Source organism: Accumulibacter sp. (assembly GCF_036625275.1).
GTDB lineage: Bacteria > Pseudomonadota > Gammaproteobacteria > Burkholderiales > Rhodocyclaceae > Accumulibacter.
Window position 1 is genome coordinate 1 of sequence record NZ_JAZKUD010000007.1, and the last position, 23,909, is coordinate 23,909.

The following is a 23,909-nucleotide window of genomic DNA, read 5'->3' on the forward strand; positions in this document are numbered from 1 at the left end:
TCAATACTTCAATTTCCACATACACCTCCTTCGTGATCATCGGCGCCCAAAAAAATCGCCGATCTTCTCAGTTCGGTGTATCAACTTTCAATCGTTGCGCTGTATCAATTTACTTCCGTTGCTGACACCAATACAGCACGGGCAACAGGGTGCCCGTCAGCCACTGCTGGGTGGCTGGGTCCACTGACCATCCCAGCAGGATTTTCTCTACCCAAAGCCACCAGAAACTGAGGTGGCTGGATAAGGCATCGATCTGGGCGCGAAACTTCCGCAGGGCAGAACGGGGGTCCAAGATGCCCTGTTGCGCCGCAATGCGCTCCAACGCCTCGGCCCGTTTTTCCAGTCCCGCCCTCACGGAGTCCGCCGTCCGACACGTATGGTCTTCCAATGAAAAGGGGGGCACTTCTTCGGAAATACCCAGCAGGTTGGTCTGGTAGTCTTTCTGCGCCACCTCTATTTTGGCTTGTGTTTCCATGGCCTGGGCTCGTCGTGTCTCCAACCCCGCCTTGTCCTCGGCGCTTGCCTCAGGGGGCAATGATTCCAAAGCCTTTTTGGCGGCCTCACCGTGCTGGTTCGCCTTGGTTTTGCGCCGACCCAAAGCCGGAAACAACCACCGGCTGATGCCCTATTGTTCATGGAACGTATCCGCGCCCGAAGCACACCCAAAGCCTACGACCGCCAGTTTGATCAACGCCTTGGCACGATCACGGATCGCATGGCCCACCGGAATACCCCGCGCTTCTAACCGGGGAGCCGCTTGAGCAAACCAGGTATCAAAGCTGCGGTTGTTCTGTGGGGTCTCCAGCAGCAAATAGCCGGAGGACAAATCCATCAAGATCAGGATCAGCATCTCCCCAAAGAAAGTTTCATCCGCCGCCAATATGGCTTTTTGTGTCGGCGAAGGGGCAGAGGTTTCGCAGCTCTGCTGGAAGGCTGGCAGCCACTCTTCCCTCTGACGGAGTTGTGTCCGCAAAGCTCCGGGAGAGACGCCCACGTGAGTGTCCATGCGAATCAGCCTGAAAAAATCCGATAGGGCATCCGCCCCCACAGGGTGTCGCAACCCAAACGAGTACCGCACGGCAAATACCAGTAATCTCTGCCAGGCAGCCCCAGCTTCGGTTTCCCACAACCCTGATTCAGCGGGCCGGTTCCTGCAAACCCGTGCCTTCAGGTGTCGGTGAACGCTGCTTTTCGTGTGGCCAACTACCTTACCCAATGCGCGCAGGCTTGGTTTACCCTTGGCAGCAATCCCAGCAAAAATCGCGCGGCTGGCCGCCCGTATGGCTTGAGTGGGGGCGTTTTTTTGTCATCCTCGGAAGGATACAGGGATACAGCAACCCGTTTCTACCGCCCCCTTCATCTGAATACGCCAACATCACTGTCCCGGCTTAAGTGGGTAGCCCAAGGTCGATGATACGTTGCGGGGCTTGTGGGCAGCCACCGCCTGCCCACAGGATGGCGCGTAGCGCAAAGGTGGGAACCGCGTAGCCGGCTGTCCACAAATCCACAGTGTCCGTTGTTTCGGGCGAGGCGGCGCAGCCTGTTTCCCCTCGGGGCCACGGAGCCCGTGTCTGAGCAGATGGCGCGCCGCCGTGACCGTTCCTTGGGAGCCCGAACCGTTGTTGGACCCAAGATCGCATGTACCTTCGACGCTGCCATTGGCGTCGAAGGTAGGATCGAAACCTTCGCCAACGAGGATGGCGGCCAGGATGCGCTGCTGGCCAGGCTGGCAGGGAAAGCCGTCGATCTGATCGTCATGAAGGCCACCGGTGGCCTGGAGCGGAACCCGGCCTGTGCCCTGCAAGCGCCCGGTTTCGCCGTGGCGGTCGTCAATCCCCGCCAGGCGCGGGATTTCGCCAAGGCCATGGTATCTCGCCAAGACCGACCGCATCGACGCCAAGGCTTTGGCCGAACTCGCCCAGGTCTTGTCCAGGCATCCGGAACGGGAGCGTTTCATCCGTGCCTTGCCGACGCCAGAACAGCCGCTCTTGCAGGTCCTGGTGGCCCGCCGCCGGCAACTCGTCGCCATGCGCGTGGCCGAGCAGCAGTGCCTGTCGTTCAGTCATGCCGCCGCCAGGAAGAGCATCGAGGTCATGATCCAGGCGATTTGCGCCCAGCTCGACGAGGCCGAGGCCGAGGCCGAGGCCGATCTTGCCAGGCCTATTGAGCCCCCCCACGCCGACCTCGCCAAACAGTTGGCCAGCGTGCGTGGCATCGGCCCAGCTACCACCGCCAGCCGGATCTCGAACGTGCCGGCACTGGGGCGGCTGTCGCGCCGGGGAATCTCCGCCTTGATCGGCGTGGCGCCGTTCAACCGCGATTCCGGCCAGATGCGCGGCCAGCACGCCATTTTCGGTGGGCGCGGACAGGTCCGTCGCGGACTCTACATGGCGGCGCTAGTGGCCATCCGCTTCAACACCGCCATCAAGCCGTTCCACGAGCGCTTCGTCGCTGCGGGAAAACCCAAAAAGGTCGCCATCGTCGCTTGCATGCGCAAGCTCCTCACCATCCTCAACGCCATGGTCAGAACTGGAAAATCCTGGGACGATTCTTCTCTTTATATCGCTTGACTCGAAAGACCGTTGCTCAGACCTCTGCGCCGATCAGGGCGCCGTTTTCTTCCATCCATGCGCGCCGGCCGGCCGACTCGCCCTTGGCCATCAGCAGGTTCATCACCGGCCTGGCAGCCTCGGCACCGGGCATGCGAATGCGCATCAGGCGGCGCGTGTCGGGCGACATCGTCGTCTCCCAAAGCTGCTCGGGGTTCATTTCGCCGAGTCCCTTGAAACGCGAGATCGCCAGAGCCTCCGGCTTGATGCCCTCAAGTCGCAGGCGGTCGATCACCGCTTCGCGCTCGTCGTTGTCGAGCGCATAGATCTTGCGCGGCGGGCGCGTCTTGCCCTGGCCGGGAACATCGAGGCGATACAGCGGCGGTTGTGCAAAGTAGAGATGACCGTTCGCGATCAGCTTCGGAAAATGGCGATAGAAGAGCGTGCACAGGAGAACCCGGATGTGCGAGCCGTCGACATCGGCGTCGGTCATGATCACCACCTTGCCGTAGCGCAGGTTGAGCAGCACCGAATCGGGCGCATTCGCCGGGTGCGGATCGATGCCGAGCGCCACCGCAATATCGTGCACTTCACGGTTGGCAAACAGGCTGCCGGCTTCGACCTCCCAGGTATTGAGCACCTTGCCACGCAGCGGCAGGATCGCCTGCAGTTCCTTGTCGCGCCCCGATTTCGCCGAACCCCCGGCAGAGTCGCCCTCGACCAGAAAAATCTCGTTGCGGCGGGTATCCTCGCTCTGACAATCCGAGAGCTTGCCAGGCAGGATCGCAACCCCGGTCTGCTTGCGCTTCTCGACTTTCTGGCTCGCCCGCGTGCGCGCCTGCGCCGCCCGGATGGCGAGTTCGGTGATTTTCTTCGCGGCTTCCGGATGCTCGTTGAGCCACAGCTCGAAGGTGTCGCGAACCATGCGTACGACGAGTGCAACCGCATCGCGCGAGTTCAGGCGTTCCTTGGTCTGCCCCTGGAACGAGGGATCGAGCAGGCGTACCGCGAGAACGAAGCTGGCACGCGAGAAGACGTCTTCGGCGGCGAGCTTGACACCCTTGGGCAGCAGCGCGTGGTGCTCGGCAAAGCTTCGGATGGCGTCGAGGGTGGCCTGCCGCAGGCCGGCCTCATGCGTGCCGCCGGCCGTTGTCGGAATCAGGTTGACATAGGATTCGCGCGCCAGACCGCCTTCGGCCGTCCAGCAGATCGCCCAGGCAGCCCCCGAGCCGGCCGGGAAGTTCTCGTCACCCCTGGTCGCGTACTTCTCGCTGCTGAACACCGGCGCCACCACTTCCCCGTCGATCTGCTCGCTCAGATACTGCAGCATGCCCTGGGCAAAGCACCACTCGGTCGTCCCGCCGTCCTCGACGCTCAGCGCAACCTGCAGGCCAGGCAGGAGCAGCGCCTTGCTGCGCAGCAGGCGTTCGAGCTGCGCCAGCGGGATCATCGGCGAGTCGAAGAAGGTCGGGTCCGGCCAGGCGCGCACGCGCGTGCCACTGGCCTTTTTCGGTGCATCACCGACCCGGCGCAGCGGCTCGACGACCTCGCCACTGGCAAAAGCCATCTGATGGCGCGCGCCGTCGCGGACCACTTCGACTTCAAGCCGCGTCGACAGGGCATTGGTCACCGAGACACCAACGCCGTGCAGACCGCCCGAGAAGCGGTACGCCGAAGCCTGATCATCCTTGTTGAACTTGCCACCGGCGTGCAGGCGGGTAAACACCACTTCAACCGTCGGCACCTTTTCGAGCGGATGCATTTCCACCGGGATGCCCCGCCCATCGTCCTGAACCGTGACCGAATGATCGCGGTGCAGGATCACCGTGATGCGCTTGCAATAGCCGCCCAATGCCTCGTCGGCGGCGTTGTCGATCGCTTCCTGGAGGATGTGCAGGGGGCAATCGGTCCGCGTATACATGCCGGGGCGATGGCGCACCGGTTCCAGTCCCTTGAGGACAGCGATCGATTCTGCGGTATAACTCATTGCGCTGACTTCTCCGGCAGGTCACCTTGACCAAATACAAAAACGCCAGAGCAAGTCTGGCGGATCAATGCAGCAAAGTGCGGAGTGTACTACCGAAGTGATCGAGGGTGGACAACCGGCAAGTGCTACACTGGCGACCCATGCGTACCCTGTTCGCTGCCTGCTGCGCCTCGCTGGCGCTCGATGCTGCCGCTGCCGGCGTGGTGCTGCGTGGCGAGCTGCTGATCGGGTCGCCGTTCGGATGGACGGTGCCGCCGCCGTCGATCGTTTACGATTCGTACGGTCGCTGTCTTTCTTCCGCGGGCTGCCCCAACTACGAACAGCTACGACGCTTCCTGGATCGCTACGAGCGCAACTACGGCCAACGCTTTGCGCCGAATCCGCCGGCCTTGCCCGTGCCGGCGCAGCCGCGCGACGTACCGCCCACCCCGGAAGCCCACATCCAGCCGCGCTACCGGGGGGCAAGCCAGATCCGGCCGGAATTCGAACAGGCCGGGAAGCCGGTCTCCCACCCGTGATCCGCCTGGCCGCCGGTTCGAGGTCGGGGAGGTCGGGGCATTGAACCCGCTGTTGCAGGCAGTCGTCGGCTATCTCCTGCTGCTCGGTCTGGCCTGGACTCTCTCCTCCCGGCGCAGCGCCATCCCGTGGCGGACGGTCATCGGCGGCATCGGCCTGCAGTTGGCGCTGGCGCTGCTGATCTTTCGTCTGCCCGGCGTGCGCGAGATCTTCGCGGCCGGCAACGACGCCTTGCTGGCCATTGCTGCGGCGACCCGCACAGGGACCCAGTTGGTGTTCGGTTTCCTGGGCGGGGCGTCGCTGCCCTATGCGGAAACCACTCCCGGAGCCAGCTTTGTTCTGGCCTTTCAGGCCTTGCCGGTGGTGCTGGTGATGAGTGCGCTGTCGGCACTGCTCTATCACTGGCGGGTGCTGCCGCTACTGGTGCAGGGCTTCTCGCGGGTACTCGAAAAAACCCTCCGAGTCGGCGGGGCAATCGGCCTGTCTACTGCCGCCAATGTCTTCGTCGGCATGATCGAAGCGCCGCTGTTGGTCCGCCCCTACCTGGCCAGCGTCAGTCGTGGCGAGATGTTCATCATTCTCACCGGCGGCATGGCGGGGGTCGCAGGGACGGTCATGGCCCTGTACGCCAGCATTCTCGGTCCGGTTGTCCCGGATGCGCTGGGCCATATCCTGGCCGCCTCGTTCATCAGCGCTCCCGCGGCCATCGTTTTTGCGGTGATCATGGAGCCGCCCGAGGGGCTACCCACCGGCCGGCATCTCGACCTGCCGCAGACCGACACCAGCAGCATGGAAGCGGTAACCCGCGGGACCGGTGAGGGTGTGAGCCTGTTGATCAACATCGTCGCGATGCTGATCGTGCTGGTGGCCCTGGTAAGCCTGGCCAATCAGGCGCTTGGCCTGTTGCCGAACGTCGATGGCAGCCCGCTTTCGCTGCAGCGTCTCCTCGGTTGGCTGATGGCCCCGGTGGCCTGGATGGCCGGCATCCCCTGGAGCGAATGCGCCGTTGCCGGCTCGCTGCTGGGAACCAAGACGGTGCTCAACGAACTGCTGGCCTACATCGACCTGGCCCAGCTTTCGCCGGACACGCTCGCGCCCCGCAGCAAGGTGATCATGACCTACGCGCTGTGTGGTTTCGCCAATCTCGGCAGTCTCGGCATTCTCCTCGGCGGCATGTGCGCGATCGCCCCGCAACGTCGCGCCGAACTCGTACAGCTCGGCCCGCTGACGCTGGTCTCGGGGACCCTGGCGACCCTCTCCTGCGGCAGCATGGTGGCGATGCTGCTGTAACGAGATGGGGGCCACCTCGTACTGCACGATCCAGTTTGGTCGTACTTGGGGGCGTCGGCAGGCTCAGTGCTGCGTCGGGCCGAACAGGTCTTCCAGGCTGCGGGCAGTCAGCACACAACCCAGCCAGACTTCGATCTGGGCTGCTGTGGCGCAGGCAATCTCCCTGCTCACCTCAGCCGGAATCCCCCCGAAACGCTGGGTGAGCATCATCATCAAGGCACGAGCTTCACCCTGCTGCATCCCCTGCTGCATCCCCTGCTGCATCCCCTGCTGCATCCCTTCTTGTTTGCCCTCCGCCCGAAAGCCGGCAGCCCATTCTTCCATCCGTTCAGCCAACATGACGTTCAGCTCCTGTAAATCATCGACCTGAGGCAGCACAATACGATATTCGGCCTGGTGCATCAACGTGGCCCGTATCCACAGGGCAAACATGCGCCGCAGGTCCGGCCGGTCGGCCAGCCAGTCGTTCAACAGGCCCAACAAGGTGCCGATGCTTTCCGGAGTCGTCGGGTGTTCGATCCGGAAGACCGCAGCCACCAGGTTCCTGGCCGAGGCCAGTTCGCGGTCGCTGTAGGCGTTCTCGTCGATCAGGAGGTACTTGAGCCGGGGTTTATGTTGCTCGACCAGGCCCGGCACCGGCGGGATCAGTTCGAAGATATCGGTCGGGGAAGTCCAGCGCTGACGGCCGTTATAGAGCACGATCGGGAGAATCGGCGGCAATCGACCGTCGGCCAGCACCTCCCCTCGCTGGATCAGGTCCTGGTAGAGCAGCCCCTGATAGACCATCATGCGCAGCGCCATGTATCGGTCGACCCGGCTCTGGAATTCCATCAGGAGATAGAGATAGACCCAGTCGCCCCCGACCCTGACCCGCCAGACCATATCGTCCGCGCGGTGGCGGAAGTCTTCGGTGACGTAGCTGCCCGGCACCTTTTCCAGGGTGGTGTAGTCAAGGCTGTGCAGCCAGTCATCCTCGACGAACCCGATGAGCAGGTCGCGCACCATCTCCGGGTGGGAAAACAGGAGTTTATAACCGGTGTCGTGATCGTTGGCCATCGGGCCATTCTACCTGCGAATGACCAAGAACTCCGTCACACAGTTGACGGCTCATCGAGAACAAATCCCCGTGGGGTTTGAGGAAACACTGCTGGCCTGGTTGACACTGATTTTCCAGGCCACGTCGGATCTCAGGCCCCCGGCGACCCTCTCCTGCGGCAGCATGGTGGCGATGTTGATTTGCCTTCACGCCTTGCTGCAGGTCTTGCGCACGCGGTCACACTTTTGCACGAGCAGCCTATAGATCGCGCGGACGATGGTAACTGGCGAATCTGGGCAGCCCGCGGCCAGTCAGTTCGCGATAGCGGAAGGTAATCAAGGTGCCTACCGGTGGCGGCTGGCGACGGTCTGCGTCGCTGAAACCCGTACCGAGCATGAACTCGATCCCGTCAGCAGTCCGTACACGCAGGGCGCCCAGCATCCCGGCATACTTGCCGCGGCCGGGCTGATGGCCGATCACCGTCGCCTCGGCATCGTGCCACGCTTTCAGCTTGAGCAGGACATCGCTGCGCCCGGTGACGTACGCGGCATCCGCACGGTGCAGCATCAGTCCCTCGCCACCGGCCCGGACAATCTGTTCGAGCTTCTTGTCAAGCGCCTCGCGAGAGCCGAACTCCCATTGTTCCACTGCCTGCAGCCAGGGCAGCGCCAGTTTGGCAGTCAGCTCGCGCAGGGCCAGCACCCGTTGGCGAAAAGTGCCGGGCGACTGCGGCAATTCGAAAACCAGATAACGCACCTGCTGCCACTGCGAGTCATCCGGCGTTTGCCGACGGACGATGCCAGAGAGCCGCTCGAACTCGCCGCGACCCATCCACAACTCGCCGTCGAGCGGCTGCGCCGGGAATCGAGCGACAAACCAGGACGGAACCTGGATCGTCTGACCCTTGCGCGTGCGGAGCGTCTGCCCATCCCAGAAAGCGCGCACACCGTCGAGCTTCTCGCTGACCAGGTAGAGCGCGACATCGGCCTGACCTTGCTCGGTTTCAGCCAGCAACAACGGCAGACTCTCTGCTGCCGGTAAAGGCAGTGCGGTGCCAAACAGCGCAGCCCACACCAATGACTGAACGATCGGATGAGCACGCATGGCTTGATCCTCCTGAAGAAACGTCCCGACGAAACATCGCGGCCTCAAGGCGCGACCGCACCCAGCGGAATCTTCGACGCCGCGTGCGCGACCTCGCGCACGAAGCGTGGCACCAGATAGCCCGGCAAACGCGCGCGTAAGGCTTCGTGCAGGCCACGCACGCTTTGCTCGGCGACTTCGAAGTGCGCGGCGCCTTGCACGTGATCGAGCAGATGCAGGTAATACGGCAGCACGCCGATGGCGAACAGGCGCTCCGACAGATCTGCAAGCACCTCCACATCGTCATTGATTCCCGCCAGCAGCACGGTCTGGTTGAGCAGCGCAATCCCGGCATGGCGCAAGGGTTTGAGTGCGGCGGCCACCGAATCATCAAGTTCCTGCGCATGATTGACATGCAGCACCAGGCTCACCTGAAGACGGGTATCGGTCAACAGGCTGAGCAGCGCGGGGGTGATGCGCTGTGGGATCACCACCGGCAGGCGGCTGTGAATGCGCAGACGGCGGACCTGCGGGATCGCCTCGATCTGGCCGAACATCCACTGCAAATGGCGATCCGCCACCGCCAGCGGATCGCCACCCGACAGGATCACTTCGCTGATCGACTGATCGCGGCGGATGTAGTCGAAGGCCTGCGACCAGTCCGCGCGCGACGCCTGTCTTGCCGCGTAGGGGAAGTGGCGGCGGAAACAATAGCGGCAATGGATGCCGCAATGGCCGGTCACGATCAACAGCACGCGTCCGTGGAACTTGTGAATCAGCCCCGGCACCTTGTTGGCTTCGGCCTCTGCCAGTGGGTCGCAGCCAAAGCCGGGTTGCGGCGTGCTTTCGGCGATCAGCGGTAGCACCTGCCTGAGCAGTGGATCGTCAGGCGTCGCCGGCTGCATGCGTGCGACGAAAGCGCGCGGCACCCGCAGGGAGAAGGACTGACGACGGTCGATGGCCAGCGCCTGTGGCGAAAGGTCGAGCAGCTTCAACAACTCGTCGCCATCGCGGATGACCGTCTGCAGCGCCCGTTGCCAGGACTCGGTCTGCTCATCGGGTGTGAATGAAAGTGTCGGGAGGTCCCGACAGGCTCCCCTCCCCCCTCGCGAGGGAGGGGTCGGGGGAGAGGGGACCATGCCCTCGCAGAAGCCAACAGGGCCGACTGACGGCTCTGGCGATAGATTTCGCAAGGATTCGACGGATTCGTGTGCAACCATGGCCCCCTCTCCCCAACCCCTTCCACGACCCGCGCTGCATCGCGGGCCGGCTGCGGCGGCGCGGAGCAGTGCTCCGCGGAACCCCGCCTTCGTTCCCGCAAGGGGGAAGGCGATCACCGATGTCAACACCTCTCCATCGAACCAAGGACTTCGACCAACACTTTCATTCGCACCCCTGCGCATCCTCGCCCTGCCATTTTTCAGGGCTTCGCGCTATCATGGCGCCCTTCATTTTTATCGACGATCTCACGAGGGATGCAATGGCGAGCTATTCTACCAACGAATTCAAATCGGGTTTGAAGGTCATGCTGGACGGTGACCCCTGCATGATCCTCGAAAACGAATTCGTCAAACCCGGCAAGGGTCAGGCCTTCAACCGCGTCAAACTGCGCAACCTGAAAACCAACCGCGTTTCGGAAAAGACTTTCAAGTCCGGCGATTCCCTGGAAAGCGCCGACGTCTTTGACTGTGAAATGCAATATCTCTACAACGACGGCGATTTTCATCATTTCATGGAACCGGAAAACTTCGAGCAGCATCAGGCCAGCAACAGCACCGTCGGTGACGCTGCCCTCTGGCTCAAGGAACAGGACCTGTGCACCGTGACGCTGTACAACGGCACCCCGCTGGCCGTGACCCCGCTCAACTTCGTCGAACTGGAAGTCGTCGAAACCGAGCCCGGCGTCCGTGGCGACACCGCCACCGGCGGCAACAAACCGGCGCGCCTGTCCACCGGCGCAACGGTCAAGGTGCCGCTGTTCGTCAACCAGGGCGAAATCATCCGATGCGATACGCGCTCGGGTGAATATGTGTCGCGCGTGAAAGGGTAAAGGCGTCATTCTGTCGCGAACGCCAACCCCCACGGACGCCGATGTCAACGGAGGACTGGCGACCCGGCGCACCCCTCGAAAACCTGCGCCGTCGCGCCCAGATTCTGGCGCGGATTCGTGCCTACTTTGCGGCAGCGCAGGTCCTCGAAGTGGAAACACCGCAACTCTGCCCAACCACCGTGACCGATCCGCACCTACACAGCATGCAGGTGCCTGGCCACGGTTATCTGCAGACCTCGCCCGAATACGCGATGAAGCGCCTGCTGGCCGCGGGCAGCGGTTCGATCTACCAGATCGCCCGCGTGTTCCGCGCCGATGAAATGGGGCGCCGGCACCACCCCGAGTTCACGATGCTCGAATGGTATCGCGTCGGTTTCACCCTGGATCAGCTCATCGACGATGTCGCTGCCCTAGCCTGCCTCGCGCTCGGTGAAACACGCTGCGTGCGCCACCGCTATCGCGACCTGTTCCGCACCCGGCTCGGCCTCGACCCACTGCGCTGCAGCATCGACGAACTGCGTGCCGCGGCAAGACGGTATATCGACCTGGCCTTCGACGAGGCCGACCGCGACACCTGGCTGGAATTGTTGATGGGCCAGGTCATCGAACCGACCCTCGGCATCGACACGCTGAGTTTTGTCGTTGACTATCCGCCCTCGCAGGCCGCCCTTGCCCGCCTGCACCTGGACGCCGAAGGCCAGGTCGTGGCATCGCGTTTCGAGCTGTATCACCGCGGCGTCGAACTGGCCAACGGCTATCACGAGCTGCTCGACGCCGACGAACAGCGCGCACGTTTTGCCGCCGACCTGCGCGAACGCGCGGCGCGGGGCCTGCCGGCCATCGCCATCGACGAGCCACTCCTGGCGGCGCTGAAATCCGGCCTTCCCGATTGCAGCGGCGTCGCGCTCGGACTCGACCGCCTGTTCATGCTCGCCGTCGGCAGCGATTCGCTGCGGGAGGTGATCGCCTTTTCGCCCCCTGAGAACAGATAACAAGGCTCAGGTCCGGATACTGCGCTGCCGTATGGCCAGCAGGGCAGCGCCGCTGCACAGACCAAGCGACGATACGGGCGCATCCCTTTGAATCACTGCCAGCCAGCCATCCCGCTGACGCACTCGACGCCCCAAGGTACAATATCTTGGTTCATATTCGGGAGGCTACCAAGCATGCAGGTCACACTCGTCCATGTGCGCGTCCGGCCGGAGTCGGTCGATGCCTTCATTGCTGCCACGCGCGCCAACCACGAAGCCTCGGTCGGCGAAGCGGGCAACCGGCGCTTCGATGTCCTGCAGGCGCCCGACGATCCGGCGCGCTTCATCCTCTACGAGGCCTATGCTTCGGCCGCCGACGCAGCCGCACACAAGGAGACGGCGCATTATCTCGCCTGGCGGACGGCGGTCGCCGAGATGATGGCCGAACCACGGCGGGGTGAGCCGATGAATGGGCTATTTCCCGCATGAGCGACGCGTTACCGGCTCTCCCGGTATTCCCCGGCTTCTCGATCGCCCGCCTGCCACGCATCGAATTCGGCAGCGGCGCCCTGGCCCGCTTGCCGGACATCGCCGCCGGCTACGGCCGCAATCTTCTGCTCGTCACCGGCCTGCGCTTCCTGGCCGAATCCGGGGCGGGCAACAGGCTGTTCGCGCAACTTGCGCAACGCGGACTGTCGTGGGAACAGGTACGGGTATCGGGTGAGCCATCGCCGGAATGGATCGATGCGACCGTCGCCGCCTGGCGGGGAAGACCCTTCGACTGCGTTGTCGGTATCGGCGGCGGCAGCGCGCTCGATGCGGCGAAAGCGATCGCCGGACTGCTGCGGCCCGGCAACTCGGTGATGGAGCACCTCGAAGGAGTCGGCCCGGAACTGCCCTACCGGGGACCGGCGATTCCCTTGATTGCCGTTCCAACCACCGCCGGCACCGGCTCGGAAGCCACGAAAAATGCCGTGTTGAGCGTGCCCGGCCATTTCAAGAAGTCCTTCCGCGACGACCGGCTGGTCGCCGAATGGGCAATCGTCGATCCGGATCTACTGGCCACCTGCCCGCCGGAACTGATCGCTGCCGACGGCCTCGACGCCTTCACGCAGCTCCTCGAATCCTTTGTATCGACACGCGCCAACCCGCTGACCGATGCGCTGGCCCGTTCGGGGATCATGGCTGCGCACACGGCACTGCCGGCGCTGCATCGGCAGCAGTCGGCCACGGCGCGTGCGCAGATGGCCTATGCCTCGCTGCTCTCGGGCATCTGCCTGGCACAGACCGGGCTGGGTTCGGTACATGGCCTGGCCTCGCCGCTCGGTGCCTTCTTCCCGATTCCGCACGGCGTCGTCTGCGGCACGCTGGTGGCCAGCGCGACCGCCCGCAACATTGCCGCCCTGGAGGCCCGTGAACCGGACCACCCGGCGCTGCCGAAGTATGCCGAGGTCGGCCGTCGCTTCGCCAGGCAGAAGGGTCTCAACGGACCCGACGCACGCCGCTTTCTGGTCGACACGCTGCGCCGCTGGGAACTGGAACTGGCACTGCCCCGCCTGTCGGCTTACGGCATCGGCCAGGCCGATCTGCCACGCATCGTCGCCGCCAGCCGCGGCGCCAGCATGAAGACCAATCCGGTCGAGCTCAGCGACGCCGAGCTGACGGAGATTCTCGCCACGCGGCTCTGAGCAGGGCCAGGCGGGCGGCTCCGGGCCCAGGTGATCCAGGAGTTTAGGACTTCGGCAGACGGCCGAGCAGAAAAAATTCGTCGTTCGGCCGCATCGAGCTCAGATTCGCCAGCCGGTTCGACATCGCAAAAAATGCGGCGACGGCGCCGATGTCCCAGATGTCGTCATCCGAGAAACCGTGCTCGCGCAGCACGGCAAAATCGGCGTCAACGATCTCGGCCGAACGCAGCGCAGTCTTCATTGCAAAATCAAGCATCGCGCGCTGCCGCGCCGTCAGGTCGGACTTGCGGTAGTTGACTGCGACCTGGTCGGCAATCAGCGGGTTCCTGGCGCGCAGGCGCAGAATGGCACCGTGTGCGACGACGCAATACTGACACTGGTTGGCGCCGCTGGTGGCGACGACAATCATTTCGCGCTCGGCCTTGCTCAGACCGCTCGGCTTCTCCATCAGCGCATCGTGGTAGGCGAAGAAAGCACGGAACTCGTCGGGGCGGTGCGCCAGGGTGAGGAAGACGTTGGGGATGAAACCGGATTTTTCCTGCACTTCGAGGATGCGTTGACGCATGTCCTCCGGCAGTTGATCGAGTTCGGGAACGGGGAAACGGCTGATTGGCGGGTTCATGGCTCAGGAACAGGCTCCAGGTGAAGGGATCATCGGCTGCATGGCAGCGGGTCTCGGATCGTGGCATCATACACAAAATCCACATCGATCAGAGGAGACCCACCATGAATCACCGCAGCGATTTCGACAGCCTGGTTCCTGCCCTCCCCTGCAGCCGCCGGCAGTTCATGGTCAGCGCCCTGGGTGCCGGTTTTGCACTGGCCGTGCAGCCGGTCGTCGCACAGACGGTGATCACGACCGACAGCGTCGGCCTCAGCGTCGGCGAGATCAAGGTGGCGACCGGCGACGGCGAAATGCCGGCGTATCGCGCGCAGCCCGCGAGCGGCGGCAACTGGCCGATCCTCCTGGTGGTGCAGGAGATATTCGGCGTTCATGATCACATCAAGGACGTCTGCCGCCGTCTCGCCAAGCTCGGCTACCTTGCCATCGCCCCCGAACTCTACGCACGCCAGGGCGACCCGCGCCAGTACAGCAGCATCGAGGAGGTGCTCGGCAAGATCGTCGGAAAGGTTCCCGATGCACAGGTGATGGCCGACCTCGACGCCTGTGTGGCCTGGGCCGCGGCACATGGCGGCAATGCTGCCCGCCTCGGGATCACCGGTTTCTGCTGGGGCGGTCGCATCACCTGGCTGTACGCGGCGCACAATCCGCAGCTCAAGGCCGGCGTCGCCTGGTATGGCCGGATCGTCGGCGTGCCCAGCGAACTCAACCCGCGACACCCGATTGACATCGCCGGCAAGCTGTACGCGCCGGTGCTGGGACTCTATGGCGGACTCGACCAGGGGATCCCGCTCGACAGCGTCGAGAAGATGCGCAAGGCCCTCGCCGAATCGGTTAATCCGGCCAGCAAGGCCTCGATGATCCATGTCTATGACCAGGCGCCGCACGCTTTCCACGCCGATTACCGGCCGAGTTACCGCAAGACCGAGGCTGACGACGGCTGGCGTCGCCTGCAAGCCTGGTTCAGGCAGAACGGCGTTTGAACCACCCATCAAAGCCTGGCCATTCAAGGGTCACTTTGTGCATCGCGGGCCGGTGGCGGCGCGGAGCAGTGCTCCGCGAAACCCCGCCTTCGTTCCCGCGAGGGGAGAGAGACCTGTCGTTACCTCCCAACATTTTCATCCACATCCGGCGGACCGGGCCGCCGGGCACTTGTCACATACCATTCAGATAGCCAGTTGATAGACCTGCTGCGCGCGCGCGATGTCGAAATCGTGATGCTCACCCAGCGCGACCATGCCATGCCGCTTGAGTTGTGCCAACAGGGCCGGGATCGCCTCGGTACCGATGCCGTACGCCGAAAGGCGCGTGGCGACCTGCAAGGACTCGAAGAACTGCCGGGTGTTCGCGATTGCCTGATCGATGCGCCCATCCTCCGTGCCCGCATGCAATCCCCAGACGCGATCGGCGTACTGCAGCAGCTTCTCGCGCTTTGCCTGGCGACGGACCTGCAGCATTGCCGGCAGCACCACGGCCAGGGTCTGGGCGTGGTCCAGCCCGTGCAGTACCGTGATCTCGTGACCGAGCATGTGCGTCGCCCAATCCTGTGGCACCCCGGCACCGATCAGGCCGTTGATGGCCAACGTGGCTGTCCACATCAGGTTGGCGCGTACGGCGTAGTTCTCCGGTTCCTGCAATGCGCGCGGGCCTTCCTCGACGAGCGTCAGCAGCAGGCCCTCGGCGAAACGGTCCTGTACCTTGGCGTCCACCGGATAAGTGAGGTACTGCTCGATGATGTGCACGAAAGCGTCGATCACGCCGTTGGCGACCTGCCGCGGTGGCAGGGTGAAGGTCTTGCTCGGGTCGAGAACCGAGAAGCGCGGAAACAGCCGCTTGTGATGGAAGGCAAGCTTGCTGGTACCCCGGGTCACCACGGCGCCGTTATTCATTTCCGATCCGGTTGCCGAAAGCGTCAGGACGCTGCCGAAAGCAATCGCGCTGTTTACTGCAGCATGCCTGGCCAGGATCTCCCAGGGGTCGCTGTCAAACGGGACGGCGGCGGCGATGAACTTGGTACCATCGATGACCGAACCGCCGCCCACGGCGAGCAGAAAATCGACGCGCTCGCAACGCGCAAGTTCGACCGCTCGCATCAGTGTTTCATAGGTCGGGTTAGGCTCGATGCCTGCAAACTCGAAGACCGTAAAGTTCTTGAGCGCAGTCTTCACTTCATCAAGCGTGCCGGTTCTCACGACGCTGCCACCACCGTAGGTGATCAGGACGCGAGCGCCAATGGGAATCTCGTGCCGTATCTCGGCGATGCGACCGCGGCCGAAGAGGATGCGTGTCGGATTATGGAAAGTGAAATTCTGCATGGATCCGTCCTTGTATTTCACAAAGGCGCTTTACCCGTCAGCAGGGACGCGCAATTCACCAGGAAGGAGCGGGTCTTCTGGGCGTCCGGCGGCGCGAGGCGTGCGGGGGCTGGTCATCGGTGGGGATTGGCGGAACGCCCCGCCGGGGGGGCTGCGGCCATCCGACAGCGCAGCGTTTCGAACAGGCAGATGGCGGCGGCGGCGGCAACGTTCAATGACTCGGTGGCGCCGGGCATCGGAATATGCAATTGCCGGTCAGTCGCAGCCAGCACGGCAGGTCTGACACCGAGACCCTCGCTGCCAAAGACCCAGGCCAGCGATCCTGGCAGACTGGCCGAATACAGACTGACCGACGCAGCGAGCGTGGTGGCAACGGATTGCCCGCGATAGGCAGCAAGAAACTCGGGAAGGTCGCTGTCTTCGTGAATATCGAGCTGAAAATGTGCGCCCATCGCGGCTCGCAGCGTCTTTGGCGACCAGGCCTGTGCGCAATCGATCGACAGCAGGACCTGGCGAAACCCCGCGGCAGCGGCACTGCGCAGGATTGAACCGACATTGCCGGGATCCTGAACGCCATCGAGCAATACCGTATCGGCCGCGTAGTCGAGCTTGCGCGCCGCCACAGGCAGCGGAACGACGGCCATGATGCCGCTCGGGGTGTCGACTGTCGAGAGTTCGCCGAACAGCGCGTCGGAAAGCAGGGTTACCGTCCGTGCAGATCGGCCTCGTTCCAGGTATCTGGCAATCTCCGGCCGACCGGTGCCGCTATCGCTGACCAGGATTTCTTCCGGGATGCCACAGTGACAGTCGTAGGTTTCGATCAGATGCATGCCGTCAAGCAGCACGCGACCACTCTTGCGTCGCCCACGGCCACTCTCGCAGAGTTTCCTGAGCGACTGGTAATGCGGATTGCTCCGTGCGACGATGCGTCTCACGATGACCCGAGGCGCGCCACCGGCCCGAAGCTGCGGCGATGCTCGGGGCTCGCGCCGTGTTCGCGCAGCGCCGCGAGATGCAAGGCGGTGGGATAACCCATGTGCCGATCAAAGCCGTACTGTGGATACACCGCGTGCAACTCGCGCATGCCGGCGTCACGTACGGTCTTGGCCAGGATCGACGCCGCGGCGATGGCCGCGATCTTGCCGTCGCCACCGACGATGGCCTCAACGGGGTACGGCAACTGCGGGCAACGATTACCGTCGACCATCACCCGAACCGGCGCGAGCGGGTACCGTGCGGTGAGCCCGGTGACGGCACGTTGCATGGCCAGCAGACTAGCCTGCAGGATGTTGATGCGGTCGATTTCCTCGACGTTCGCGGCAGCGACTGCCCAGGCCAGCGCTTTGGCGCGAATCGCTTCGGCCAGCGTCGCGCGCTGCCGGACGGAAAGCTTTTTCGAGTCATCGAGGCCGGCGATCGGCTGTGCCGGGTCGAGGATCACTGCGGCGGCCAGCACCGGCCCGGCGAGCGGACCACGGCCGGACTCGTCAACTCCGCAGACCAGGCCTTCAACTTGCAGCAGCATGCTTGCCCAATAATGGCGGCAGGCAGCCGATCACCGCCAGCGCGGCCTTTTCGGCAGCATTCTGGCGCAGTTGCAGATGTAGCGCTCGAAACTGCGCCTTGAGTCCATCGCACACCGTCTTGTCGGCGTAGAGGTTGAGCAGCGCCTGTGCGAGATTGTCGGGAGTCGCATCATCCTGGATGAACTCGGGAACGATGAAGCGACCGGCCAGCACATTCGGCAAGCCACAATAGGGCAGATAACCACCAATGCGCTGCATCAGCCACCAGGACAGCGGCGCCATCTTGTAGGCGATGACCATCGGTCGCTTGAGCAGTGCTGCCTCGAGGGTGGCGGTGCCGCTCGCGACCAGAACGACGTCGGCGGCCATCATCGCCTGATGCGCATGTCCGAACAGCAGGCGAATCGGTCGTTCCTGAGCCTGGCAGCGATGTAGCGCGGCCTCGAAAAGAAGGCGTGTCTCGCGAGTCGCGAGCGGCACGAGAAACAGCGCATCCGGGATCTCGACGTGAATTCGGAGTGCGGTTTCGATGAAGGTATCAGCCATGTACTGCAACTCGGACTGCCGGCTGCCTGGCAGGAGCGCAAAAATAGCGGCCAGCAAGGGCAGACCCAGCAGCGCGCGCGCACTATCGCGCTCATCTTCGACCGGCAGCATGTCGGCCAGTGGATGGCCAACGTAGCTGACCGGAATCCCTTGCTTCTGGTAGATCGCCGGCTCGAAGGGGAACAGTGCCAGCACCCGTGCGACCGCCGCGCCGATCTTGCGGATGCGTCCGCCGCGCCAGGCCCAGATCGAAGGACTGACGTAGTGGATGGTCGCAATGCCGCGCTGTTTGAGGGCCTTTTCCAGTCCCAGGTTGAAATCCGGTGCATCAACGCCGATGAACACATCGGGTGGATCAGCCAGCAGGCGACGTTTGAGGTCCGCGCGAATACCGGCAATTTCACGATAGTGCCTGAGCACCTCGACGTAGCCGCGCACCGACAGTTTCTCGAGCGGATGCCAGGCGTCGAAACCCAGCCCGAGCATTTTCGGGCCTCCGACGCCATAGAACACGGCGTTCGGCAGCCGGGCCTGCAGGGCCTGGATGAGCTGGCTGGCGAGCAGATCGCCCGAGGCTTCTCCAGCCACCATGGCAATCCGCAGCATACCTGCGGTCATCTGATGATGCCGCGCTTCGATACCGCGAGGAAGTCGATCAGCGGCTGGATTTCGGGATGGGCGATGGCCTCTTCGATGAGTTTGGCGCGTGCTTCTTCGAGCATCAGTCCGGACTTGTAGAGCGTGCGGTAGGCACGTTTCAGGGCCAGCATCGCCTCTGGCGAAAAACCCCGACGCTTCAAGCCCTCGGCATTGATGCCGTAAGGGCTGGCGGTGTTGCCGGCAGCCATCACGAAGGGTGGGATGTCCTGTACGGCCACCGTCCCGGCAGCGGTCATGGCATGCGCACCGATGCGGCAGAACTGGTGAACACCGGAAAAACCGCCGAGAATCACCCAGTCGGCAATGTGCACATGACCGGCCAACTGCGCATTGTTGGCAAATACGGTACGGTTGCCGACCTGGCAATCATGCGCGATGTGCACATAGGCCATGATCCAGTTATCGTCGCCCATGCGGGTGACACCCGCATCCAGGGCGGTGCCCAGATTGAAGGTGCAGAACTCGCGAATCGTGTTGCGGTCTCCGATCTCCAGACGCGTCGGCTCACCAGCATGCTTCTTGTCCTGAGGCGGTCCGCCCAGCGAGGAAAATTGAGAGATGTGGTTGTCACAGCCGATGCGCGTCCGACCCGAAATGACTACATGCGGGCCGATCACGGTATTGTCACCAATTTCGACATGCTTGCCGATGATCGAAAAGGCACCGACCGAAACATTGGCACCGAGTTGCGCTCCAGACTCGATGATGGCACTGGGATGGATCATGGCCGTGCTCATCCCCTGGTCTTGACCAGGTTGCTTTTGGCGCACATCAACTCGGCGTCTGCGACGACCTCGCCGTCCACACGTGCCTCTGCCCTGAACTTCCAGATGTTGCGAAACTGACGCTGGATATCCACATGCAGATGTAACTGGTCGCCGGCTGCCACGGTCTTCTTGAAGCGCGCCTTGTCGATGCCGACGAAGTAGAACAGCGAGGTCATGTCGGGCTTTTCGCCGAGCGTCTTGAACGACAGGATACCGGCCGCCTGCGCCAGCGCTTCCATGATCAGAACACCGGGCATCACGGGATAATGCGGGAAGTGACCCGTAAAAAACGGTTCGTTGATGCTCACGTTCTTGTAGGCGTGGATGGATTTTCCGGGCTCACACGCAAGCACCCGGTCGACCAGCAGGAACGGGTAGCGATGTGGCAATTGCCCGATGATCTCGTGTATGTCCATTGCATTCAAGACGTTTTCCCCATCAATTCGAGTGTCTTCTCGAGTTCGGCAACGCGCTCGGCAAGTTTCGCCAGACGCTTGATCTGTGCCGCGTTGTGTAACCACTCGTGGTGCGCTGCGAGTGGAAAGATACCGGTATAAGCGCCGGGTCGGCCGAGGCTCTTGGCAACCAGGGTACCGGCCGAAACATGCACATCGTCGGCAATTTCCAGGTGGCCACTGATCATGGCTGCGCCCCCGACGGTACATCGACGACCGATCCTGGCGCTGCCGGCAATGCCGACACAGCCGGCCATCGCGGTATGGTCGCCAATGCTGACGTTGTGCGCGACCTGAATCTGGTTGTCGAGCTTGACGCCGTTGCCGATCACGGTATCGTCGAGGGCACCGCGATCGATCGAGGTATTGGCGCCGATCTCGACATCGTCCCCGATCACGACGCGGCCGATTTGCGGAATTTTGACCCAGTGCTGGCCATCCTTGGCAAAACCGAAGCCATCGGCACCGATGACCGCGCCGGCGTGAATGACGGCGCGTCGGCCGATCACGCAGTGCTCATACACGACCACATTCGCGTACAGGACCGAATCGTCGCCAATAGCGACCCCGTCACCCAGCACACATCCCGGATATAACGTCACGTTTTCGCCGATGCGAACGCCGTTACCGATCACCGCGTTGGCCCCGACGCTGACCGACGCCGGCAGGGGCGAATTGACCACTGCGCCGGGATGCACGCCGGGCCGGCCTGGCACCGCCGGATTGAGCAGCGCCACGACCCGCGCGTAGTAGGCATAGGGGTTCTGATGAACGATCCGGGGCAGCGTCGTGTCGTCGGCAAACTGCGGCGGGACGATCACTGCCATGGCCTTCGTCCTGTGCAGTTGCTCGCGGTATTTCGCGCTGGCGATAAACGCGATTTCACCTGCTCCGGCCGAAAGCAGCGAACCCACCTGCGAAACGACCAACGATCCGTCACCTTGCAACACCCCTCCCAGACGAGCGACGATTTCGTCTAGGCGCAGACCTCCTGACACAGGCACTCCATCGAACTGAGCAATTGGCGCCGCTTACTTCGCCGGCTGGGGATCGGACAAGGCCTTGATGACTTTATCGGTGATGTCGAGCTTCGGACTCACCCAGACCACGTCCTGCACGATCAAATCGTACTTCTCGTTATCGGCAAGCTGCTTGATCGCCTTGTTGGCCTTTTCAATGATCGCCGCATTCTCTTCATTCTGGCGCAGGTTCAGATCCTCGCGGAATTCGCGCTGCTTGCGCTGAAATTCTCTCGACAGTTCGCCGAGATCCTTTTCCTTGCTGCGGCGATCCGATTCCGACATCGTCAACCCGCCTTTTTCGAGCACTTCCTGCAAGCCCTGAACCTGTTTGGCCAAGCGCTGCAAATCCTGGTCACGCTTGGAGAATTCCTGCTCGATCTTCTTGGCCGCCTTGACGGCTGCGGGTGCATCCCGGAAAAGACGCTGGGTATTGACGTAACCAATCTTCAACTGGTCTACCGCCGACGCGTAAGTCACCGGCAGCGAGGCCATCAACGCAACCAGCAGCCTGGCAATCGTCTTCTTCAAGCTAATTCTCCTAGATTAAAAGGTTGTCCCCATCTGGAACTGGAACTTCTGTAGTTTAGCAGTACTGACTTCGTTGATCGGCTGACCATAGCTGAATTTCAAGGGTCCCAGCGGCGAGATCCAGGCCGCAGTCAGTCCGGCCGACATCGCCAGGCCTTCCTTCGAAAAGGAATAGTGATTGGTAAACACATTCCCTGCGTCAAAGAATGGACCGAAGCGAACCGACTTGTCGAAACCTGGCAGCGGCATCAACAACTCGACATTGAACACCGCCTTGCTGGTCCCGCCAAGATAGGTATCAGGGTAAAGCGGATCCACCGGACCGAGGCTGGCGGTTTGATAGCCGCGCACCGACCCGATACCGCCAGCGTAGAAATTCTTGTAGAACGGCAAGCTCTGTCCGCTCAGACCGTTCGCGTATCCAACCTCACCCATCAGCGCCAGAACCCAGTCCTTGGTCAGGGAAAAGTAGCGTTCGTTCTTGTAGGTCAATCGATAGAACGACAGGTCCACACCTGGGATGGCGACCTCGACAGCGGCACGCTGGGTACCGCCAGAGGTCGGATAAATCGAGCTGTTTCGGGTATCGCTGGTCCATGACACGGTCGCCGGCACCGTGATATTCGAGTCACCATGTTCGGCCCGGAACTTGATGTACTGAGGCGGCGTGGCTGCCGTGACGGGAGTGATGTCGATCGTCGTCTGATCGATCGCCAATCCGAAGCTGAGCGTTTCCTTCTCACCGATTGGGTAGCCGAAGCGGATGCCGCCACCAATGGATTCGGACTGGAAGGCATAGCCCAGCGAGGTCGGGTTAACCCGACGGTCGTAAAGGTCGAAGCCCTGGCTGATGCCATCAACCGTGAAATAGGGATTGGTGTAGTTGATCGCCAGGGTGCGGTTGAGTTTGCCGGTGTTCACCTGCAGCGACAGGAACTTGCCGCTGCCGAAGATGTTGGACTGCGAGATCGATCCGGAGAGGATGACCTTTTCTGCACTCGAATAGCCGGCACCGATCGAGATGTTGCCCGTCGATTTTTCGGTCACATTGACATTCACATCAACCAGGTCAATGGTTCCGGGCACCGGTGGGGTTTCCACATTGACCTCGCCAAAATAACCAGTTCGGTCGATTCGCTCGCGTGACGCGGCCACCCGCTCAGCGTCGTACCAGCCCCCTTCCATCTGACGCATTTCCTGACGAATGACTTCGTCACGCGTTTTGGTGTTGCCCGTGACATTGATCCTGCGCACATAAGTCCGCTTTCCCGGGTCGACGAAGATCGTAAACGCGACCTGATGCTTCTCCTTGTCGAGCTCCGGTGCCGCATTGATATTGGCAAACGCGTAACCTTGGGCGCCCAATTTGTCGGCAATGGCTTTGGTACTCTCGTTCACTTTCTCGCGGGAGAAGACGTCCCCCGGCTTGATCTTGACCGCCTTCTTGAACTCTTCGTCGGAGAGCGTCAGATCGCCCGCCAGCTTGACCGATGAAACAAAGTAGCGATCACCCTCGTTGATGCTGATCGTGATATAGATTTCCTTTTTGTCTGGAGTGATCGAGACCTGCGTCGACTCGATACTGAACTCCAGGTAGCCGCGATCAAGGTAATACGAGCGCAAGGTTTCAAGATCGGCCGACAGCTTCTGCTTTGAATACTGGTCACTCTTGGTGTACCAACTGATCCAGGTGGGCGTCTTCTGCTGCAGGACGGAAAGCAGTTCTTTTTCCCGGAAGGCCTGCGCACCGACGATGTTGATTTGTTTGATCCTGGCAGTCTCGCCTTCATCGACATTGAAATTGATCGCCACGCGGTTGCGATCCAGCGGTGTAATCGTGGTGGTGATCGTCGCTGCGTAGCGGCCGCGTGACAGGTACTGGCGTTTCAATTCCTGTTCGGCCTTTTCGAGCGTAGCGCGGTCGAAGGTCCGCGACACCGCGACACCCACTTCCTTCAGGCCCTTGATCAACTGATCCTTCTCGAACTCCTTCAAACCGACAAAATCGATCTGTGCGATGGCCGGGCGCTCCTCAAGCACGACGATCAGTACCGGACCATCCATCTCAATCCGGACGTCCTTGAAGAATCCCGTGGCAAACAAGGTCTTGATCGCCTGCGCGGCCTTTTCGTCGGTCATCGTGTCGCCGACCTTGACTGGCAGGTAGCTAAAAACCGTACCGGCTTCCACCCTTTGAATGCCTTCGAGGCGGATATCCTGGACCGTGAACGGTTCCACTGCCGCTGCGCCAGAGACAACAAAGGTAGCCAACAGACCTGCGCGCAGGTTTTTCTTCAT

At 62.4% G+C, this 23,909-nt stretch carries 23 protein-coding genes and 1 pseudogene; 8 read left to right on the forward strand and 16 right to left on the reverse strand.

The window, feature by feature from the left end:
* Positions 1-109: 109 nt before the first annotated feature.
* Both V5B39_RS04960 and V5B39_RS04965 read right to left on the reverse strand, forming a co-directional pair.
* Positions 110-475 carry a hypothetical protein gene (locus tag V5B39_RS04960; protein ID WP_332341818.1) on the reverse strand — a complete coding sequence of 122 codons (366 nt, stop codon included), beginning with the start codon at positions 473-475 and terminating at the stop codon, positions 110-112.
* A gap of 150 nt (positions 476-625) precedes the next feature.
* A complete protein-coding gene (locus V5B39_RS04965) occupies positions 626-1,006 on the reverse strand; it encodes a hypothetical protein (protein ID WP_332341819.1) in 381 nt (126 codons plus the stop codon).
* A 573-nt stretch (positions 1,007-1,579) separates the two neighbouring features.
* Here V5B39_RS04965 and V5B39_RS04970 point away from each other — a divergent pair.
* Positions 1,580-2,570: pseudogene (locus V5B39_RS04970) on the forward strand (IS110 family transposase).
* Positions 2,571-2,586: 16 nt separating this feature from the next.
* On the opposite strand, the gene parE reads toward V5B39_RS04970, so the two are convergent.
* Positions 2,587-4,536, reverse strand: a complete 1,950-nt coding sequence (gene parE, locus V5B39_RS04975) for a DNA topoisomerase IV subunit B (protein ID WP_332341821.1) — start codon at positions 4,534-4,536, stop codon at positions 2,587-2,589.
* Between the two features lie 140 nt (positions 4,537-4,676).
* On the opposite strand from parE, the gene V5B39_RS04980 reads away from it, so the two are divergent.
* Together V5B39_RS04980 and V5B39_RS04985 are read left to right on the forward strand one after the other, a co-directional pair.
* Positions 4,677-5,054: a hypothetical protein gene (locus V5B39_RS04980; protein WP_332341822.1), complete on the forward strand. Its 378-nt coding sequence runs from the start codon at positions 4,677-4,679 to the stop codon at positions 5,052-5,054.
* Positions 5,055-5,103: 49 nt separating this feature from the next.
* A complete protein-coding gene (locus V5B39_RS04985; protein WP_434735653.1) occupies positions 5,104-6,342 on the forward strand; it encodes a NupC/NupG family nucleoside CNT transporter in 1,239 nt (412 codons plus the stop codon).
* 63 nt (positions 6,343-6,405) lie between these two features.
* On the opposite strand, the gene V5B39_RS04990 is transcribed toward V5B39_RS04985, so the two are convergent.
* From V5B39_RS04990 to epmB, 3 genes are all read right to left on the reverse strand, one after another.
* Complete coding sequence (locus tag V5B39_RS04990; protein WP_332341824.1) at positions 6,406-7,398, reverse strand: Rpn family recombination-promoting nuclease/putative transposase; 993 nt, start codon at positions 7,396-7,398, stop codon at positions 6,406-6,408.
* A 238-nt stretch (positions 7,399-7,636) separates the two neighbouring features.
* A complete protein-coding gene (locus V5B39_RS04995; RefSeq protein WP_332341825.1) occupies positions 7,637-8,482 on the reverse strand; it encodes a DNA ligase in 846 nt (281 codons plus the stop codon).
* A 44-nt stretch (positions 8,483-8,526) separates the two neighbouring features.
* On the reverse strand, positions 8,527-9,600 hold the full coding sequence (gene epmB / locus V5B39_RS05000; RefSeq protein WP_332341826.1) for an EF-P beta-lysylation protein EpmB: 1,074 nt from the start codon (positions 9,598-9,600) through the stop codon (positions 8,527-8,529).
* A 341-nt stretch (positions 9,601-9,941) separates the two neighbouring features.
* Here epmB and efp point away from each other — a divergent pair, with 341 nt between their 5' ends.
* The 4 genes from efp to V5B39_RS05020 all read left to right on the forward strand — a co-directional run bounded on the left by efp (position 9,942) and on the right by V5B39_RS05020 (position 13,170).
* Entirely contained in the window at positions 9,942-10,511 is a 570-nt protein-coding gene (gene efp, locus V5B39_RS05005; RefSeq protein WP_332341827.1) for an elongation factor P, read from the forward strand.
* A gap of 41 nt (positions 10,512-10,552) precedes the next feature.
* Positions 10,553-11,503 carry an EF-P lysine aminoacylase EpmA gene (gene epmA, locus V5B39_RS05010; RefSeq protein WP_332341828.1) on the forward strand — a complete coding sequence of 317 codons (951 nt, stop codon included), beginning with the start codon at positions 10,553-10,555 and terminating at the stop codon, positions 11,501-11,503.
* A gap of 174 nt (positions 11,504-11,677) precedes the next feature.
* Positions 11,678-11,971: an antibiotic biosynthesis monooxygenase gene (locus tag V5B39_RS05015; RefSeq protein WP_332341829.1), complete on the forward strand. Its 294-nt coding sequence runs from the start codon at positions 11,678-11,680 to the stop codon at positions 11,969-11,971.
* Complete coding sequence (locus tag V5B39_RS05020; RefSeq protein ID WP_332341830.1) at positions 11,968-13,170, forward strand: iron-containing alcohol dehydrogenase; 1,203 nt, start codon at positions 11,968-11,970, stop codon at positions 13,168-13,170. Before V5B39_RS05015 ends, V5B39_RS05020 begins: the two co-directional genes overlap by 4 nt.
* Positions 13,171-13,213: 43 nt before the next feature.
* On the opposite strand, the gene V5B39_RS05025 is transcribed toward V5B39_RS05020, so the two are convergent.
* Positions 13,214-13,792: a peroxidase-related enzyme gene (locus V5B39_RS05025; protein ID WP_332341831.1), complete on the reverse strand. Its 579-nt coding sequence runs from the start codon at positions 13,790-13,792 to the stop codon at positions 13,214-13,216.
* Positions 13,793-13,896: 104 nt separating this feature from the next.
* Here V5B39_RS05025 and V5B39_RS05030 point away from each other — a divergent pair, with 104 nt between their 5' ends.
* Positions 13,897-14,775, forward strand: a complete 879-nt coding sequence (locus tag V5B39_RS05030) for a dienelactone hydrolase family protein (RefSeq protein ID WP_332341832.1) — start codon at positions 13,897-13,899, stop codon at positions 14,773-14,775.
* 183 nt (positions 14,776-14,958) lie between these two features.
* Here V5B39_RS05030 and V5B39_RS05035 read toward each other — a convergent pair whose 3' ends face one another.
* The 9 genes from V5B39_RS05035 to bamA all read right to left on the reverse strand — a co-directional run bounded on the left by V5B39_RS05035 (position 14,959) and on the right by bamA (position 23,909).
* On the reverse strand, positions 14,959-16,107 hold the full coding sequence (locus V5B39_RS05035; RefSeq protein ID WP_332341833.1) for an iron-containing alcohol dehydrogenase: 1,149 nt from the start codon (positions 16,105-16,107) through the stop codon (positions 14,959-14,961).
* 113 nt (positions 16,108-16,220) lie between these two features.
* A complete protein-coding gene (locus V5B39_RS05040) occupies positions 16,221-17,042 on the reverse strand; it encodes a TrmH family RNA methyltransferase (RefSeq protein ID WP_332341834.1) in 822 nt (273 codons plus the stop codon).
* Positions 17,039-17,632 (reverse strand): ribonuclease HII, encoded by a 594-nt coding sequence (gene rnhB, locus V5B39_RS05045; RefSeq protein WP_332341835.1) that lies wholly within the window; start codon positions 17,630-17,632, stop codon positions 17,039-17,041. The genes V5B39_RS05040 and rnhB overlap by 4 nt, the downstream gene beginning before the upstream one ends.
* Complete coding sequence (gene lpxB, locus V5B39_RS05050; RefSeq protein WP_332341836.1) at positions 17,616-18,797, reverse strand: lipid-A-disaccharide synthase; 1,182 nt, start codon at positions 18,795-18,797, stop codon at positions 17,616-17,618. The genes rnhB and lpxB overlap by 17 nt, the downstream gene beginning before the upstream one ends.
* The gene (gene lpxA, locus V5B39_RS05055; protein WP_332341837.1) at positions 18,794-19,564 is read right to left on the reverse strand and encodes an acyl-ACP--UDP-N-acetylglucosamine O-acyltransferase; all 771 of its coding nucleotides are present in this window, start codon (positions 19,562-19,564) and stop codon (positions 18,794-18,796) included. Before lpxA ends, lpxB begins: the two co-directional genes overlap by 4 nt.
* Before the next feature lie 8 nt (positions 19,565-19,572).
* Positions 19,573-20,022 (reverse strand): 3-hydroxyacyl-ACP dehydratase FabZ, encoded by a 450-nt coding sequence (fabZ, locus tag V5B39_RS05060; protein WP_332341909.1) that lies wholly within the window; start codon positions 20,020-20,022, stop codon positions 19,573-19,575.
* A gap of 5 nt (positions 20,023-20,027) precedes the next feature.
* A complete protein-coding gene (gene lpxD / locus V5B39_RS05065) occupies positions 20,028-21,059 on the reverse strand; it encodes a UDP-3-O-(3-hydroxymyristoyl)glucosamine N-acyltransferase (protein WP_332341838.1) in 1,032 nt (343 codons plus the stop codon).
* Between the two features lie 33 nt (positions 21,060-21,092).
* Positions 21,093-21,611 carry an OmpH family outer membrane protein gene (locus tag V5B39_RS05070; RefSeq protein WP_273703747.1) on the reverse strand — a complete coding sequence of 173 codons (519 nt, stop codon included), beginning with the start codon at positions 21,609-21,611 and terminating at the stop codon, positions 21,093-21,095.
* 15 nt (positions 21,612-21,626) lie between these two features.
* Positions 21,627-23,909: an outer membrane protein assembly factor BamA gene (gene bamA, locus V5B39_RS05075; RefSeq protein WP_332341839.1), complete on the reverse strand. Its 2,283-nt coding sequence runs from the start codon at positions 23,907-23,909 to the stop codon at positions 21,627-21,629.

Coding starts and splice junctions, on each gene's coding strand:
- efp (WP_332341827.1), top strand. CDS start 9,942: ATGGCGAGCTATTCTACCAACGAATTCAAATCGGGTTTGAAGGTCATG.
- bamA (WP_332341839.1), bottom strand. CDS start 23,909: ATGAAGAAAAACCTGCGCGCAGGTCTGTTGGCTACCTTTGTTGTCTCT.
- V5B39_RS04960 (WP_332341818.1), bottom strand. CDS start 475: ATGGAAACACAAGCCAAAATAGAGGTGGCGCAGAAAGACTACCAGACC.
- lpxB (WP_332341836.1), bottom strand. CDS start 18,797: ATGACCGCAGGTATGCTGCGGATTGCCATGGTGGCTGGAGAAGCCTCG.
- V5B39_RS04995 (WP_332341825.1), bottom strand. CDS start 8,482: ATGCGTGCTCATCCGATCGTTCAGTCATTGGTGTGGGCTGCGCTGTTT.
- lpxA (WP_332341837.1), bottom strand. CDS start 19,564: ATGATCCATCCCAGTGCCATCATCGAGTCTGGAGCGCAACTCGGTGCC.
- V5B39_RS05035 (WP_332341833.1), bottom strand. CDS start 16,107: ATGCAGAATTTCACTTTCCATAATCCGACACGCATCCTCTTCGGCCGC.
- V5B39_RS04990 (WP_332341824.1), bottom strand. CDS start 7,398: ATGGCCAACGATCACGACACCGGTTATAAACTCCTGTTTTCCCACCCG.
- V5B39_RS05025 (WP_332341831.1), bottom strand. CDS start 13,792: ATGAACCCGCCAATCAGCCGTTTCCCCGTTCCCGAACTCGATCAACTG.
- V5B39_RS05015 (WP_332341829.1), top strand. CDS start 11,678: ATGCAGGTCACACTCGTCCATGTGCGCGTCCGGCCGGAGTCGGTCGAT.
- V5B39_RS05030 (WP_332341832.1), top strand. CDS start 13,897: ATGAATCACCGCAGCGATTTCGACAGCCTGGTTCCTGCCCTCCCCTGC.
- V5B39_RS04965 (WP_332341819.1), bottom strand. CDS start 1,006: ATGGACACTCACGTGGGCGTCTCTCCCGGAGCTTTGCGGACACAACTC.
- epmA (WP_332341828.1), top strand. CDS start 10,553: ATGTCAACGGAGGACTGGCGACCCGGCGCACCCCTCGAAAACCTGCGC.
- epmB (WP_332341826.1), bottom strand. CDS start 9,600: ATGGTCCCCTCTCCCCCGACCCCTCCCTCGCGAGGGGGGAGGGGAGCC.
- V5B39_RS05020 (WP_332341830.1), top strand. CDS start 11,968: ATGAGCGACGCGTTACCGGCTCTCCCGGTATTCCCCGGCTTCTCGATC.
- fabZ (WP_332341909.1), bottom strand. CDS start 20,022: ATGGACATACACGAGATCATCGGGCAATTGCCACATCGCTACCCGTTC.
- parE (WP_332341821.1), bottom strand. CDS start 4,536: ATGAGTTATACCGCAGAATCGATCGCTGTCCTCAAGGGACTGGAACCG.
- rnhB (WP_332341835.1), bottom strand. CDS start 17,632: ATGCTGCTGCAAGTTGAAGGCCTGGTCTGCGGAGTTGACGAGTCCGGC.
- V5B39_RS04980 (WP_332341822.1), top strand. CDS start 4,677: ATGCGTACCCTGTTCGCTGCCTGCTGCGCCTCGCTGGCGCTCGATGCT.